The organism is Levilinea saccharolytica, from assembly GCF_001306035.1.
GTDB lineage: Bacteria > Chloroflexota > Anaerolineae > Anaerolineales > Anaerolineaceae > Levilinea > Levilinea saccharolytica.
Genome location: NZ_LGCM01000007.1, coordinates 12,441 through 27,385, shown reverse-complemented (window position 1 = coordinate 27,385; position 14,945 = coordinate 12,441). Strand labels below are relative to the sequence as shown.

The 14,945-nt window shown below is 65.4% G+C and carries 14 protein-coding genes; 11 read left to right on the top strand and 3 right to left on the bottom strand.

Annotated elements, in window-relative coordinates:
- The 3 genes from ADN01_RS20175 to ADN01_RS01760 all read right to left on the bottom strand — a co-directional run.
- Positions 1–1,047, bottom strand: a 1,047-nt coding sequence (locus tag ADN01_RS20175; RefSeq protein WP_075070871.1) for a TadE/TadG family type IV pilus assembly protein, incomplete at its 3' end; no start/stop codon positions are given.
- A gap of 13 nt (positions 1,048–1,060) precedes the next feature.
- Positions 1,061–3,064 (bottom strand): pilus assembly protein TadG-related protein, encoded by a 2,004-nt coding sequence (locus tag ADN01_RS01765; protein ID WP_075070870.1) that lies wholly within the window; start codon positions 3,062–3,064, stop codon positions 1,061–1,063.
- Positions 3,006–3,866 carry a TadE family protein gene (locus ADN01_RS01760; RefSeq protein WP_062417324.1) on the bottom strand — a complete coding sequence of 287 codons (861 nt, stop codon included), beginning with the start codon at positions 3,864–3,866 and terminating at the stop codon, positions 3,006–3,008. Before ADN01_RS01760 ends, ADN01_RS01765 begins: the two co-directional genes overlap by 59 nt.
- A gap of 220 nt (positions 3,867–4,086) precedes the next feature.
- On the opposite strand from ADN01_RS01760, the gene ADN01_RS01755 reads away from it, so the two are divergent.
- From ADN01_RS01755 to ADN01_RS01705, 11 genes are all read left to right on the top strand, one after another.
- Positions 4,087–4,401: a hypothetical protein gene (locus tag ADN01_RS01755; protein ID WP_062417325.1), complete on the top strand. Its 315-nt coding sequence runs from the start codon at positions 4,087–4,089 to the stop codon at positions 4,399–4,401.
- Between the two features lie 193 nt (positions 4,402–4,594).
- A complete protein-coding gene (locus tag ADN01_RS01750; RefSeq protein ID WP_062417326.1) occupies positions 4,595–4,879 on the top strand; it encodes a hypothetical protein in 285 nt (94 codons plus the stop codon).
- A 1-nt stretch (position 4,880) separates the two neighbouring features.
- On the top strand, positions 4,881–6,425 hold the full coding sequence (locus ADN01_RS01745; RefSeq protein WP_062417327.1) for a phage terminase large subunit family protein: 1,545 nt from the start codon (positions 4,881–4,883) through the stop codon (positions 6,423–6,425).
- Complete coding sequence (locus tag ADN01_RS01740) at positions 6,415–7,773, top strand: hypothetical protein (RefSeq protein WP_062417328.1); 1,359 nt, start codon at positions 6,415–6,417, stop codon at positions 7,771–7,773. The genes ADN01_RS01745 and ADN01_RS01740 overlap by 11 nt, the downstream gene beginning before the upstream one ends.
- Positions 7,774–7,783: 10 nt before the next feature.
- Positions 7,784–9,670 (top strand): phage major capsid protein, encoded by a 1,887-nt coding sequence (locus ADN01_RS01735; protein WP_062417329.1) that lies wholly within the window; start codon positions 7,784–7,786, stop codon positions 9,668–9,670.
- 42 nt (positions 9,671–9,712) lie between these two features.
- Entirely contained in the window at positions 9,713–10,048 is a 336-nt protein-coding gene (locus tag ADN01_RS01730) for a hypothetical protein (protein WP_062417330.1), read from the top strand.
- A gap of 62 nt (positions 10,049–10,110) precedes the next feature.
- Positions 10,111–10,296 (top strand): hypothetical protein, encoded by a 186-nt coding sequence (locus ADN01_RS01725; protein WP_062417331.1) that lies wholly within the window; start codon positions 10,111–10,113, stop codon positions 10,294–10,296.
- On the top strand, positions 10,293–10,943 hold the full coding sequence (locus ADN01_RS01720) for a hypothetical protein (RefSeq protein WP_075070869.1): 651 nt from the start codon (positions 10,293–10,295) through the stop codon (positions 10,941–10,943). Before ADN01_RS01725 ends, ADN01_RS01720 begins: the two co-directional genes overlap by 4 nt.
- The gene (locus ADN01_RS01715) at positions 10,921–11,433 is read left to right on the top strand and encodes a hypothetical protein (RefSeq protein ID WP_113918829.1); all 513 of its coding nucleotides are present in this window, start codon (positions 10,921–10,923) and stop codon (positions 11,431–11,433) included. The genes ADN01_RS01720 and ADN01_RS01715 overlap by 23 nt, the downstream gene beginning before the upstream one ends.
- Positions 11,434–11,436: 3 nt before the next feature.
- Complete coding sequence (locus ADN01_RS01710; protein WP_062417332.1) at positions 11,437–12,738, top strand: hypothetical protein; 1,302 nt, start codon at positions 11,437–11,439, stop codon at positions 12,736–12,738.
- A 187-nt stretch (positions 12,739–12,925) separates the two neighbouring features.
- Entirely contained in the window at positions 12,926–14,938 is a 2,013-nt protein-coding gene (locus ADN01_RS01705; RefSeq protein ID WP_062417333.1) for a TolB-like translocation protein, read from the top strand.
- The last annotated feature ends 7 nt before the right edge of the window (positions 14,939–14,945 follow it).

Sequence of the window (14,945 nt, the reverse complement as noted above, 5' to 3'; positions counted from 1 at the left end):
CGTGACGGTGGGGGTCAGGGTGACCGTGGGGGTCAGCGTGGTGGTGGGGGTGAGGGTGAGGGTGGGGGTGAAGGTCCACGTGGCGGCCTGGGCCACGGCGCCGGTGAGGCCGGTGACGCGCGAGGTGCGGAATTTTTCCACGATGCCTTCGCGTTCAGAGGTCAGCACCAGGGTGGGCCACCAGGAACTGAGGAAGGGGGTGATGAGGGTGTGGCGGTACGTGAGGACGATGCGCACGCGGTCGCCAGGGCCGCCGGCGTCGTCCACATAGCGGACGATGGAGTTGCCGTCATCATCGAACAGTTCGCAGTACACCGGATAACGGTAGAGATTTTGTTCAGCCGCGGGCAGCGGGTTGGGGGCGTAGGGGTTCAGATAGAAGGCGTTGCTGTTAAAGCGGAAGCCGCCGCCGTCATCGCTGAAGGGGTTATAGTCATCAATGGTGAAAACGCGGTTGGAACAGGAGGAAATGCTGAAATAGCCGGGCTCGCTGGGATTGCCGCGGAAATCGGTGCAGGGCACGGTGTTGCCGGAGCCGTCGGTGCAGGTCTTGGTGGCGTCGTAAGCCCCGTCCAGGAAGCCCAGGTAATCGCCCGAAACGGCGGGATCGGGGCTCCAGGCGATGCCGGTGGCGCCGGAGATGGTGGCGTCGCGCATGGAGGGCAGGCGCGCCCAGTCAATCAGGCGGTTGGTCAGCTCTTCGGAATGGGGCACATCTTTGCCTGCATCCGGGTGTCCGGCGGGGTATTTATCGGGGACTTTGCAGTCCAGGTTGCCGTCCAGGCCGTCTTCCGTCTCCAGCCCCAGGGCTGCGGCGGCCTCGTTGCAGTATTCCGGGTTGTAACTGCCGGTCACGGCGTAGCGCACGCCAAAGCGGGCACCGTTTTCCAAAGCCAGCCAGGCCTGAAGCAGGCGGCCAAACTCGATGGTGCCGAAGGTGAGCAGGAGCAAAACCGGCAGGGCCAGGGCGAATTCCACCATACCCTGTGCTGGGCGGGAGCGGTAGCGGTTTTGCAGCTTGAGAAAGGCTTTTTGAATTGGGGGCATATGACCCTCCCTCTTAGTCCGTGATCCGGGTGTAAATACGGCTGGCGATATCTTCGAAGATCTCTTGCAGCTCGTAGCTGGTATCGGCAAAGTAATACTGCCCGCAGTCGCGGGTGGGGTTGGCGGCAAAGGGGGCGCAGGGGTCGGTGGTGCGGTCGCCGTCATCGCCCACGGCGGCCAGATAGCGCAGCAGGTCTGCACCGCTGCTGGCCGCGCCCAGACCGATGGTGTAGATGGCGATGTCGTTGCCCGCCGGTTCGGTCAATTTGGTGGAGCGGGTCAGGGCGGCTTCATCGGTCATATCCAGAGCGTAGTCGTACACGCTGTAGCGCTTTTGCAGGGTGTTGGGCGTCCAGGTGTCGCCGATCCAGGTAGTGTCATCTGGGCAGGTCGCTTCTTCATGATCCACGCAGTAGCGGGTGGCCTTGAAGTTGTCCTGGCAGGCGGAACACCAGTAGCCGTCATTGGCAGAGCCGTCTTCGGCGCCGACGCCGAAGTCTTTGACGCAGGGGCCGAATAGGCGGCCGGTGCAGAAGCCCATGGGGAACCAGGAGGGGATGACATCCTCACCGTTCAGCTCACCCGCGTTGACATGCGTGTCGGAGAGGTTGACGGCTCCATCCGAGAGCAGAACCATGACCCACACCGAGCTGGGCCGGCCGGTCTGGCGCAGCACATTGGCGGCCACGCGAATGCCGCAGCCGGTGCAGGTAGAGAGGGGCGAAAGGGTGACAGACAGCGCTCCCGCGCCGTCGGGGTCGTTGGCCGTCAGCCAGGCTCCCGAGGTGTCGTGATCGTACTGGGTCCATTTGCCGTTGCGGTCCCAGTCGTAGGCGTCCAGCTTATCATCACGGTCGCAGGGCACGCCGCCCCAGCCAAAGGGGTCGGGGGCGCCTTCGCCGCCGGGAACCAGAGCCGGGTTGCCGGTCTGCCACCAGCGGTCATCCAGATAATGTTCTTCGGGCGGGCCAAATTCGGTGCCGTCGTTGGCGGTGAAGGTGGGGCAGGTGTAGCCCACCACGGCGGGGTTATCATAGTCCGCGCCGTCCCCGTCGCGGTCTTCAGGGTTCGAAAGGTTCACGCGGCCGGGGTTTTTCCAGGTGTCCCACAGGCGGTTGTAGGGCGGGTCGTCGTGCAGGGCGATGGCGCCGATGGCTTGCTTGACGGCGGCCATGTCGTAGGTGTCGGCGATGGGAACCTGGTAGGCGACCTGGTCAAAAGTGACCACGGACACGCTGTCGTAGCCGTCGTAGAGGGTATCCACCAGCTTGATGGCGGCCTTTTTCGCCTGGATCAGCGGGGCGCAGTTGCCCACAATGGGGATAGCGGCGGTGGCGGCGTTATCGTCATCGTCGTAGGATTCGGTGTTGGCGTTGCAGTTCGCGGGGTTGAAATCGTTGACGGTGTAGCCGGGGGTGTCAACGCCCATCGATTCGGAGATATCCAGCACGATCAGCAGGTCAATGGGGGCGGCTTCGGAGATGGCGTTGGTGGAGAGGTCCACGGATTGAAAGCCGAGCAGAGAGAGGAAGTAGAAGGGGGCCTTCATGCTGGCATCCACCCACACAAACTTGCGCGGGCTTTCGCCGTTGGCGGTGTCGGGGCAGCGGGCGAAGAATTGGGGGACGTTGGTCTGCAGGTCAGCGTCGCGAGCCCCATCGCCGTTGTTATCGCAGATATACACGTTGAGGGTGATGCGGTCCAAATCCACCTGGTGGACGATGAGCACCTGGCGGGCGGAATCTTCCATCTGATCGCGGGTATAGCCTTTTTTGAAGTCGTTGGCGGCCGCCACCGAGGCCGCGTCCACGGCGCGCTTGAGCTGGCCGTAGGTCACGTAGATGGCGCCGGCGTCCACGGCCAGGCCGATGAAAAAGATGAGGGCCAACAGAGAAACCGCAAACACGACCAGCACCTGAGCGCGGTCGCTGCGTTCAGAAAGGCGGCGGATGAGCGGGCTAGGGCCGCGGCGTTGGGGTCGGCGCAGCCGAAGGGAGCGGCATAAGCGTGTAAGCATGAATCCTCACCGGGTTAGGAACGAATTCGGTGACCACGGGCAAAGCCAGCACCTGGTCATAACAATAATAAAACTCTACGGCGACGTAGCCTTTATTGCCGCGGGCCAGGGGACCGCGCGACAGGGCGTCGTTGACCACGTTGTAATCCACATGGGGGGTGGTGCGGGTCAGATTGCCCTGGCAGTCATATTTCCAGTTGCTGTTATGGGCGGTGTCGCTGTCGTTGTCGGAATAGGCCCAATAGCCGTTGCGTTCCACGCCGTTATCGGCCAGGCCGTCTGGCTGGGGCCAGGTGTTGGAAACGATGTGCCCTGTGCCGCGAAATTCGATGGTGTAGACCGAGATGACGATGTCATCGGTGGCGGGGTTGAAGCGCACATAGGAGTTGACGCCGTTGCACCAGCGGTCGTTGGGGCCGGTGCAGTTGGGGGAGCCCTGGGGGGGCGAGAAGATGCAGGAGGTCTGGAAGTAGAAATGGAAGGGGGGTTCCACAGTGATGCTGCCGCCGTGCCCGTCGTCCATGGTCACTTTGGGGCGGCAGTCTGCGCTGGGCAAATAGCCTAAGACTTCGTAGTCGCGCAGGGAGGCAAAGCGGGCGGCCTCGCGGGTCATATCCAGAATGTCGAGGTAGCGCCCGATGAAGATGACCACTTCCATCATGCCCAGGAGCATCAAGATGAGCACAGGGATGATCAACGCCAGTTCGACGAATGACTGCGCGCGCGCGGCGCGTTGGGCTGGCGGCCCCGCGGAGGGGCGAAGACGGTTTTTGAAAGATGAAAAAAGATTAAACTTCTTCATGGTTCGAATTTACAACAGGGGCAGCGAAAAGTCAATTGATCGGTGGGAAGCGGGGGCAAACTGTCAGGTCAACGCGACTCTTTTGTAACCAAATTTAGACAAAACCGCGGACGCAGAATATTGCGGTTAACCGCAAAAAACTGCGGGTTTTAACAGCTTGTACACGGCAAAAAAAGGGGGATACTGGAAGCATAAATAGAACATATATTCTGAAAAACACATGACCAGAACCCCCTCTTCCTCCCCCAGCCGCCGGCGCGGCCCCAACCCCGCGCCCAACCCAACCGCCGGACTGAGCGCTGAGATCGAACAGCTGCGGCAGTTGATTCAACGTGCCCTGGCGGAGACAGACAACGACGCTGACCCGCGCGAGCTGCTTCAACGGCTGAACGCGATCAGCCTGGCGATTCAGCGTTTGGGGAATTTGCTGCAGGTGGAGCGGAAGCTGCGCCCGGAGGAAGATGAGTCTTCGGCGCTGCAGCGGGCCATCAGTCAGGCCCTGGATGAAATCCGCGGAGAACTGCGGCAGCGGTAGTCCGCAACCCGTCCGCGCAGGCGGGCGGCGGAAGGCCGGACGGCAGCGTCCCTGGCATAGGGCAAAGCGCTGGGCGGTCCACGGAACGAGCGAAGAGCGGCAGCGGGCGCACATCCCAACGGGGAGCGGCGGCCCGCGCCTCCCCTGGGCCCACCCCAGGCTGCCGTCCGGCCGGTTTTTCTTGGGAGGGCGAATGGAAGATTATCAGGCGCAGCTCATCGCCGAGCAGCTCAAGCACGCCATTCATTTATTACAGTCCGATTTAGAGGCGCTGCGCGCGCAGCAGGCCCACGACCGTGAGATGACCCAACTGCGGCTGACCAGCCTGGAGGCCACCACCCAGGATCACGAGAGCCGGCTGCGCAGCGCCACCGACGGGGTGACGCAGTTCAAGATGTGGACGGGGCTGGCCTCGGGCGGGTCGTCGCTGGCGGCATTGGCGGCGCTGCTGCGTTCGTTTTTGTCAGGCGCGCCGTGAATTGACGCAGCCAGGGGAGGACGCGGAATGGGCACGGCGGCTGGCGGACGGTCTGCGCGACCCGTGCTGGTGCGCGCTGGCGCTGGGCGGGGTGCGGCTGCGCAGTTACCAGGCCGAGGTGGCGCGGGCGGTGGTGCGTTCGGTGTTTGAGGGGCGGGGGCTTTCGCTGGCGGTCATGTTCCCGCGCCAATCAGGGAAAAACGAGGTGCAGGCGCAGATTGAGGCCTATTTGCTCATGGTGCTGTCGGACCGGCCCAGCGAACTGGTGAAGGTTTCGCCCACGCTGCGCCCCCAGGCGCTGACGGCCATGCGCCGCCTGGAGCGGGCTTTGGAGGCCAACGCGCGCCTGCGGGGGCGTTGGCGGCGGGAGCCGGGCGGGGTGTACCGCGTGGGGCAGGCGCGCATGACCTTCCTTTCGGGCGCGCCCACCAGCCACATCGTGGGGGCCACCGCCAGCACCCTGCTGGAGGTGGATGAAGCCCAGGGGGTCTCCATCGAGAAATTCGACCGTGAGATTGCCCCCATGGCGGCTTCCACCCAGGCCACGCGCGTGTTTTGGGGCACAGCCTGGACCTGCCAGACGCTGTTGGCGCGGGAACTGCGCGCGGCGCGGGCTTTGGAAGCGCAGGACCAGCAGCGGCGCGCCTTTGTGGTGGACGGCGAGGCGGTGGCGCGCGAGGTGCCGCGCTATGGGGCATTTTTGCAGGAGCAAATTCGCCGCCTGGGGCGCGATCACCCCGTGGTGCGCACCCAATATTACTGCGAAGAGCTGGACGCGGAGAGCGGCATGTTCCCCGCGCAGCGTGTGGGGATGATGCGCGGGGGGCACGCGGCCCTTGAGGCCCCGCGCAGTGGGGAGGTTTACGCCTTTTTGCTGGATGTGGGCGGCGAGGAGGAACAGCCCGACCCGCTGCAAGGCGCGGGGGCGGCGGGCGGGCGGCGCGACAGCACGGCGTTGAGCGTGGTGCGCGTGAACCCCGAAAGCTGCGCCGACCCCGGGGTGCGCGCCCCGCGCTACGAACTGGTGCGGCGGCAGGTGTGGACGGGGGTGGCCCACACCGAGCTGTTCGCGGCCCTGGCGGCTCTGGCCGGGCTGTGGCAGCCGCGCTGGTGGGTGGTGGACGCCACCGGCGTGGGGGCGGGGCTGGCTTCTTTTTTGGAAAAGGCTTTTCCGGGGCGGGTAGTGCGCTTTGTGTTCACAGCCGCCAGCAAAAGCCGCCTGGGCTGGCAGTTTTTGGCCCTGGTGGATACAGGCCGCTGGCGCGAACCGGCCCTGCTGACCCCCCAGCAGGCCGCCTGGCAGGAGCTTTTCTTCCGGCAGCTCAGCCTGGTGCAGTATCAGGCTTTGGACGGCCCCGGGCGGATGCTGCGCTGGGGTGTGCCGGACGGCAGCCGCGACCCGCACAGCGGCCAGACCGCCCACGACGACCTGGTGCTTTCGGCGGCGTTGGCAGCCGTGCTGGACGAACGCCCGTGGACGCCTGCGGGTGAGACCATGATTGTGCCGGGGGTGGATCCCCTAAAGGAGATGGACGATGGCTTTTGATTGGCTGCAAAAACGCTTTTCTCGCCGCCGGGCGCAGCTGCGGCGCGCCGAGGAGGACAACACGCTGACAGTGGGGGCCAGCACCCTGTGGGCGCACAGTGAAGGCCCGCGCGACCGCTGGCCCAACGACCGCGGGCAGATGCTGGCGGACGCGCTGGAGGCCTGGCGGGTGAACCCGCTGGCGCGGCGCATGGTTGGGCTGACCACCCAATACGTGACCGGTTCGGGCATTCAGGTGCGCTGCGCCCACGCGCCCACCCAGGATTTCCTGCGCTTCTTTTGGGAACACCCGCTCAACCGCATGGCCGTGCGCACGGCGGAATGGTGCGACGAGCTGACGCGCACGGGCAACCTGTTTGTGCTGATGTCCAGCGACGCGGCCGGGATGAGCTATGTGCGCGCCGTGCCGGCGGATCAGATCGAGCGTATTCAGAGCGCGGAAAACGACGTGGAGCAGGAGCTGGCTTTTTGGCCGCGGGCCACGTTGGAACAGCCCGACCCCCAGCCGTGGATGGGGCGCGGGGCGGATCAGGCGGCGGTCATGCTGCATTACGCCATCAACCGGCCGGCGGGGGCGCAGTGGGGCGAGAGCGATTTGGGGCCGGTGCTGCGCTGGCTGTCGCGTTATGGGAATTGGCTGGAAGACCGCGCCCGCCTGAACCGCTTTCGCAACGCCTTTCTGTACGTGGTGCGCACCCGCTTCAGCCAGCCGCTGGAACGCAGCGCCCGCCAGCAGGCGCTGAACGCCAACCCGCCGGGGGCGGGGGCCATTTTGGTGACGGATGAGAACGAAGAGTGGAGCGTGCTGGCCCCCAAGCTGGAAAGCGCGGACGCCAACACGGACGGTCTGGCGCTGAAGAAGATGATCGCGGCCGGGGCGGGGCTTCCGCTGCATTTTTTGGCCGAGCCGGAAAGCAGCACGCGCACCACCGCCGAGGCGGCCGGGGGGCCGACCTACCGCCATTTTGAGCAGCGCCAGCGCTTTTTCCTGTGGATGCTGGGGGATGTGCTGCGCTTTGCGGTGGGGCGGCGGGCGGCCGTGGACCGGCAGCTTGACCCCCGCGCAGAGATTCAGGTGCTAGGCAGCGACATTTCGGCGCGCGACAACGTGTCTTTGGGGCTGGCGGCGGTCAACGCCCTCAACGCCCTGTGCGAGCTGCGCGACCGGCAGTTGATTGACGACGCCGAGCTGCTGCGGCTGACCTATAAGTTTGCGGGCGAGAGCGTGGATGTGGAGCAAATGTTGGCGCGGGGGCGCAGCGCGGGAGGCGGCCCCGGCAGCCGCCCGACGCCGGCGCGCAAGCCCATTCCCGCGCTGGATTTGGAGAACGGCGAGACCAAGACGTGAAAGGAGGCAAATGAATCGGGAACATCGGGTGCGGTTGGCCGCTGCGGCGGCGATCCCAGACGGGGAGGCCGGGCAGGGCTTTGACATCCTGGCCATCACCGCGGGGACGGGCAACGGCTGGCAGTTTCCGGCGGGGGTGCTGGAGGAATCCCTGCCGTGCTGGGAGGGGGTGGGCTGTTTTGTGGATCACCACCCCTGGGGCGGGTCGGTGCGCGACCTGGCGGGGGTGTGCCGCCAGCCGCTGTGGGATGCCCAGGCCCAGGGGGTGCGGCTGAGCCTGCGGGCGATGGGCCCCAGTGGACCGCTGCTGGCGGCTGTGGGGCGCGAGATGCTCACGGCGGCGGGCAGGCCGCTGCGGGTGGGCTTTTCGGCAGATGTGCTTTTTCAGGCTCAGGGAAAGCGCGTGGAAAAGATCGTGAAGGTGCTGTCGGTGGATTTGGTGGTGGACCCGGCGCGCGGCGGCCGGTTTGTGCGCGAATGGAATCAAAACCACAGAGGAGAAACGATGAACGAAGCATTTGAGAGCGAAGGAAACCCCACCCTGCAGGCCGAGACCGGCGCGGAGGGGGAGCTGTGTGCGGCGCTGCTGGAGGCCAGTTTGCAGGCCAGCCGGCTGCCCCCCGCGGCGGCGGAACAGGTGCGGCGGCAGTTTGCCGGGCAGGTGTTTGCACCGGACGCGCTGCAAAAGTCGCTGGATGAGGCCCGCCAACTGGTGAGCGCCCTGACCGGCGGGCTGAGCGTGCAGGGGCCGGGGCGGGTGAGCGGCGTGTTCAGCAGTGAAGACCAGCTGCAGGCGGCCGTGGACGATCTGCTGGGGGCGCCGCGCGAGGCGGGCATGCAGGGGCTGCGCGCCGCGCGGCTGAGCGGCATCCGCGAGCTGTATTTGCTGCTGACCGGCGACGAGGACCTGCACGGCGGCTATGACCCTCAACGGGTGCGGCTGGCCACCACGGCGGATTTTTCCGGCCTGGTGAAAAACGCGCTGAACAAGGTCATCGCCAACCGTTGGGAAGAGCTGGGCCGGGCGGGCTATGACTGGTGGCAGAAGGTGGCCTGGGTGGAGCATTTTAACAGCCTGCAGGCCGTCACCGGCACGCTGATGGGCACGGTGGGCAGCCTGCCGCAGGTGGAAGAGGGCGACCCCTACACCGAGCTGCAAGTGGGCGACAGCGCCGAGACGACCCAATTCATGAAGTTCGGCGGCTATATCCCCCTGACGCTGGAATTGATTGACCGCGACGAGACGCGCAAGCTGCGGGCTTACCCGCGGGAACTGGCCGCGGCCGGGCTGCGCAAGATCAGCGAGCTGGTGGCGGCGGTCTTCACCGCCAACAGCGGGGTGGGGCCAACGATGAGCGACAGCGGGGCCTTGTTTAACGCCACGGCGGTGGCCACGGCGGGCGGGCACGCCAATTTGAGCACCACGGCCCTTTCGGCGGCGGCCTGGGATCAGGTGTGCCGCAGCGTGTATGAGCAGCCCATGTTGGTGAAGAACAGCGACACCCTGCGTGCCGCCGGGCCGCAGATGGGCGTTAACCCGCGTTATTTGCTGGTGCCGCGCGCCTTGCAGCTGACCGCCAAAAAGATCCTGTACCCCACGTTGGAAAACGCGGCCAACATCACCAGCGAAAACCAGCAGCAGGGCCAGCCGGGGGATGTGATCACCGTGCCGGAGTGGACCGACGCCACCAATTGGGCCGCGGCCTGCGACCCGCGCGTGGTGCCGGCCATTTTTGTGGGCGAGCGCTTTGGGCTGATGCCGGAGGTGTTCCTGGCGGGCAGCGAAACCAGCCCGGCGGTCTTTACCCACGATGAACACCGCCTGAAGGTGCGTCATTTCCTGGCGGTGTGGGTGAACGACTACCGTCCGCTGCACAAATGCAACGTGGCCGGGTAGGCGGCCAGAAACACAAATAGATGAAAGGAAGGAGCAGCGTATATGGACTTTGAGAGCTTGTTGGGCTTGTTGACCTCGCTGAGCGGGCTGGGCGCCTTGATCGCCGCGCTGGTGAACGTGCTGAAGACGGCCGGGCTGGTGCAGGACGGTCAGGCGGGGACGGTTTCGGCTGGGCTGAACCTGGCGGCGCTGGCGGTGCTGTTGGCGCTGGGGGTGCTGCGGCCCGAATTTGACCTGGGCGCGGCGGACCGCCTGGCGGGGCAGTTGGCGGTGGTGCTGAGCACGGTGTTTGCCTTTGTGTGGCAGTTGGGGGCGGCGCGCCTGAGTCACCGCCTGGTGCTGCGCGGGCTGCCGTGGGTGGGCAAGAGCTTTTCGTAGGTGAGGGCGGGGCGGCGGGGGCGCTTTGGGCTGGCCCCCGCCGCGGCCCGAAAGGAGGCAAGATGGGCGAACGACGAAAACCGCAGACCGCGCAGGAAGAAGCCCTGCTGTTGGCGGCGCGATTGATGGGGGCAGAACCCCTGGCTGCGGGCTGGCGGCCGGACGGCAGCCTGGCGGTGATTGGCGCGGACGGGCGCAAGTGGGTGTTTGTGCGGCGGGCGGACGGCGGCTGGGAGCGGCGGCCATGAATCGGGCGGCGATGCACACCCGCCTGTTGGAATGGCTGGGCGACCCGCAGGCGGCGCGCTTTTCACCCCAGCAGCTGGATGCGGCCCTGCGCAGCGCGTTGGATGAGATCGCCGAGGCTGCCCCCGACAGCACCGAGGGTACGCTGGTGTGCGCGGCGGGGCGCGAACAGGGGATCAGCACGGCGGCGGGGTTCGAGCGTGCGCGGCGAGTGTTGGCGGTGTGGTATCCCTTGACGGCGGGGCAAACCCACCCCCCGCGCGCACCGTTCCGCAGTTTTTGGCGTGGGGGCGTGCTGGTGGTGCGGCTGGGGGGGCGCCGCACACCCCAGGCGGGCGAGAGCCTGCGCGTTTGGACGCTCTTGAGCCACTGCCTGGAGGGGCTGGACGGGGCAGACCGCACCAGTTTACCCGCCTGCCGTGAGGAGCTGCTGACCCTGGGGGCGGCTGGGCTGGCGGCGCAGGTGCGGGCCAACGCCCTGACCGAAAGTTACGGCGAGCGCACCCCGGCGGGTGAGTGGTTGGCGCTGGGCCAACAGCGCCTGGCGGAATTTCGCGAGAGGCTGGCGGGCCTGCGGGCGGGCGGGGGGGCTTTGCCGCGGGAAGGCTGGCGATTGGACCGGTGGGATGATGGCAACGGTTGGCGTTGACTGCGATGTGGCCTTGTTTCACGCGGCGGTGCAGGGCGGTGAGGCTTTGGGGCTGATCGTGGAGCCGCGCCCCCGCAGCGGCCCGGCAATCTCGCTGCACTTTGAGGCTTACCCCGACGCGCTGGGGCAGCTGCAAGCCGTGCAGCACATCTGGTTCACGGTGCTGCTGGCGGATGATTTGCGCAACCCCGACGGCACGCCCCACGCCGTTTCGGCGGCGGAGATGCGCGCGGGGCTGTATGCCTGCCTGAATCAGCACGCTGAGATTGGGCTGGTGACGCGCCTGGGGACCTTTACCGGCCTGCGTTCCAGCGGGCATATTTTGATTGAGAACGTTTACCCGGGCTTCAGCACGGCGTTGGTGCAGTTGAGCAGCGACGGGGGCAGCTTTCAGCCGATCCCTTATGCGGTGTATGCCGATTCGCTGTGGGTGGATGAGGCGCTGTATCACGGCGCGCGCACCTGGGACAATTCGTATTGGAGGAGCTGAGCCATGACCTATCCACTTTCTAACCCGGTGAGCGCGGGGCAGCCCACCGCGGCCCAGCAGTACAACGATCTGCGCGCCGATGCCCTGTATTGGGGCTGCTCATCCGCCGACAGCCGGTCGGTGGGGGCGCTTTTGGGGCGCTATCAGGCCCATGTGCACCTGGAGGCACTGGGCAGCAGCCGCGTGCGCGTGCCGGCCTCGGCGGAGGCCCCGGCCGCCCTGGTGGTGGACGGCTGCATGCTGCTTAACACCCAGGCGGCAGACCTGGCGGCGGGGCTGGCCCCCAGCGGTGCGGCGGCCGTCTGGTACGTGTTTGCGGTGCGCACGCCGGGGAGCACGGGCTTCAGCCTGGACGTGAACACCTCGGCCGGGGAATCCAGCGGGCGGCGGCGCATTGGCCGCCTGTATTGGGACGGCGGCCAGATTTTGCCCGCTTCGGTGCGCACCGAGGCCGTGGAAGACGCGCTCACGGCGGGGCAGGTGCTTTATCCGCTGGTGTGTGAGGGGCGGCTGAGCCTGGTGAGCGGCACACCCGTGACCACGGGGGACGCTTCGGGGGCGGTGGTGTACTTTTGCCCCTATCAGGGCAGCCGCGCGGCCCTTTACACCCCTGGCCTGGGCTGGGGTCTGCGCAGTTTTAATGAAATCAGCCTTCCGTTGGCGGGCCTGAGCGGCGGGGTGAATTACGATGTATTCCTGCGTGAGGACGCAGGCGGCGTGGCGTTGGAGCTGGGGGCCTGGGCCAGCAGCACGGCGCGGGCCGCGCCGCTGGGGCTGCAGGACGGCGTGTGGGTGGCGGGCGGCGCGCCGCAGAAACGCTACCTGGGCACGCTGCGGCTGTACACGCAGGGCCTGTGCGTGGACAGCGACGAGCGGCGCTTCTTGTGGAACTGCGCCAACCGGCTGCCGCGGCGGCTGCGCATGGCAGATTCGGCCGATTCGTGGGCCTACACCAGCAGCACCTGGCGGGGTTGGAACAACAGCAGCAGCAACCGGGTGCAGTTTGTGGTGGGGCTGGATGAGGTGGAGGTGAGAGCGCGGTTTCAGGCGGTGGTGAAGGCCTCGGCGCGCGGCGGTGTGGTGGGCATCGGGTTGGATAATCAGTCCAGCAATCAGGCCGACAGCGTGGGCAGCTACGCCACGGTGGAAAGCCTGACGGCGGCCCAATATTGGGGCTACCCAGGGGCCGGCTTCCATTATCTGCAAATGCTGGAGGCGGGTTTGGGCTCTTCACCTTCGGTGACCTTCTTCGGCGACGCGGGCGGGGGTATGCTTTCTTCGCTGGAAGGTTGGCTGATGGGGTAGGGGGGCGGGCATGAACCGGGGTTGGCGCGGCGGTCAGCCCCGGCATGCCTTCGCGGGGGTCAGTGAACTGCAAGGTACCTTAGAAATCTGTAAACTCCCTGAACTATTTCTTCATGTACAATACTGGTATGCGGCGGTTTTTGGGCATACCGGCCGTTGGGTCGGTTATGTCAGAGGAGGAAAGCGTATGGAGTTATCCCAAGTTTTGAGGACGGCGAAGCGCACGGCGGCCACTCTGCTGGCGGCAGGGCTGGTATTGATGGGCGTGACCGCGGCTTCCGCAGACGACCTTCCGGCCCTGACCAAAGGGATCTCCGTCAGCTTCCAGAATGAATACGGCGACGCTTATTCGGGGTTTGCCAGCACCAGCTATTACGCGCGCTACATCGCCTTTCACACCGCGGCCACCAACTTGCTGCTGCCCACCGGCTCGGCGGACACGGACACCATTTCGGACATCTTTTTACGCGCCATTATCCCTGGGGAAGGCGGCGTCCCCGTCGAGACCATTCAAAAGCTTACCCAAAACGCGAACAAAAACTCGGAATACCCCTATGTGGTCGGTGACCAGAATGCTGAGTGGGACGGACGCTATATCCTTTTCCAATCCTACGCCACCAATCTGGTGTCGGGGGACACCAACGACAAACGGGATGTGTTCCTGTACGACCGACTGGCCCCCCCGGATAATAAGATCACGCTGGTGTCCGCGGGGGTGGGCGGCGCCCCGGCTAACGCTCACAGCGGCTCTGGGCCGAATTCGAAATTCCCGCCGGTCAACCTCATGTATCCGGTACACAGCGCGGGCGTAGCCTATGTGCAGTATATTGAAGAAGACCCCGGACAGCCGGGGGTGTTCACTCCGCATCCCTACGTGCTGTTTGAGTCCTTGGCGAGTAACCTGATTCAGGGCCTGGATGTGCCGAATAACCGGCAGCACATTTACATCCGCGATGTGCAGGCGGGCACGACCTCGCTGGTTTCACAGCGGGCGGATGGACTGGCGCCCGCCAACGGTGATTCGCTGGCCCCTGCGGTGACGCCCGACGGGCGCTTTGTGGCCTTTGCCTCCAACGCCACCAACCTGGTGCCGGGGGTCAGCTCTGCCATGTACACGCAGATTTACCTGCTGGACCGTGATCTGGACAAAGATGGGGTGTATGACGAGTACGGTGAAAGCGGCGCAACCAAGATGTATCTGGTCTCGCGCCAGGGCGGGCGGCTGGACGGCGCGCCGGGCAACGGGGATTCGGGCAGCCCCTCGGTGGTGTACATGCCCGACCGCGAAGCGGTGCGTGTAGCCTTCCATTCCTATGCCGACAATTTGATGACCCCCGAAATTGGCATTGACGCCAATATGGTGATGGATGTGTATGTGTACGAGTTGTACGGAGCCATCGAGGACAACAATGTGGGCATGTACCGCGTTTCGCTCAGCTCGATGGCGGAAGAGGCCAACGGACACTCGGTGACCCCTGTGCTCAGCCCCAACGGTAAGGTGGTGGCCTTCACCTCGTACGCGGACAACCTGGACATCATGGACAACAACTTCAACTGCGAGTGGGCCTTTGGCGACCAGACCGGCACCACCTGGAATTGCCCAGATGTGTTTGTGCATGAAATGGAATATTTGGATGCGCCTTACAACCCCACCTGGCGGGTGAGCGTCACCAGCGCGGGCTTTGAATCGGAGAAAAACTCGGGTCTGCCGTCCCTCAGCGGCTCAGGGCGCTTTGTGACCTTTTTATCCATGGGCGACCTGCTGACCACCGGACAATTGATCGGCAACAGCGGTATGCAGGTGTTCATGCGCGATCAGGGTACGCTGCCGGGCAACCCCAACATTCAGCCCAGCGCAGGCGATTTTTACGGGTGGGTGAACCAGCCCATTTACGTGGAATTTACGGTGCGTTTCCTGGATGATCTGGAAATCGGCGATATTGCCCTGGCGGCACCGGTGGGTGTTGAACGGCCGGATTTGTTCACGATTGAGTACGACGACTGCTCGAACCGCCTGTTCAGCGGCGAAGAAGGCGCCAACCAATGCAAGCTGGTGGTGAAGTATGTGCCGCCGGACCGCAAAGAAAAACGGGCGCGCATCATCATCTGGCTGCCAGAAGACGAACGCGGCGCGCTGTATTTGGGCTTGCGCGGCACCACGATCGTGCGTTATTTGCCCATGATCGCCCCGCTGCCTTGAGATTGGG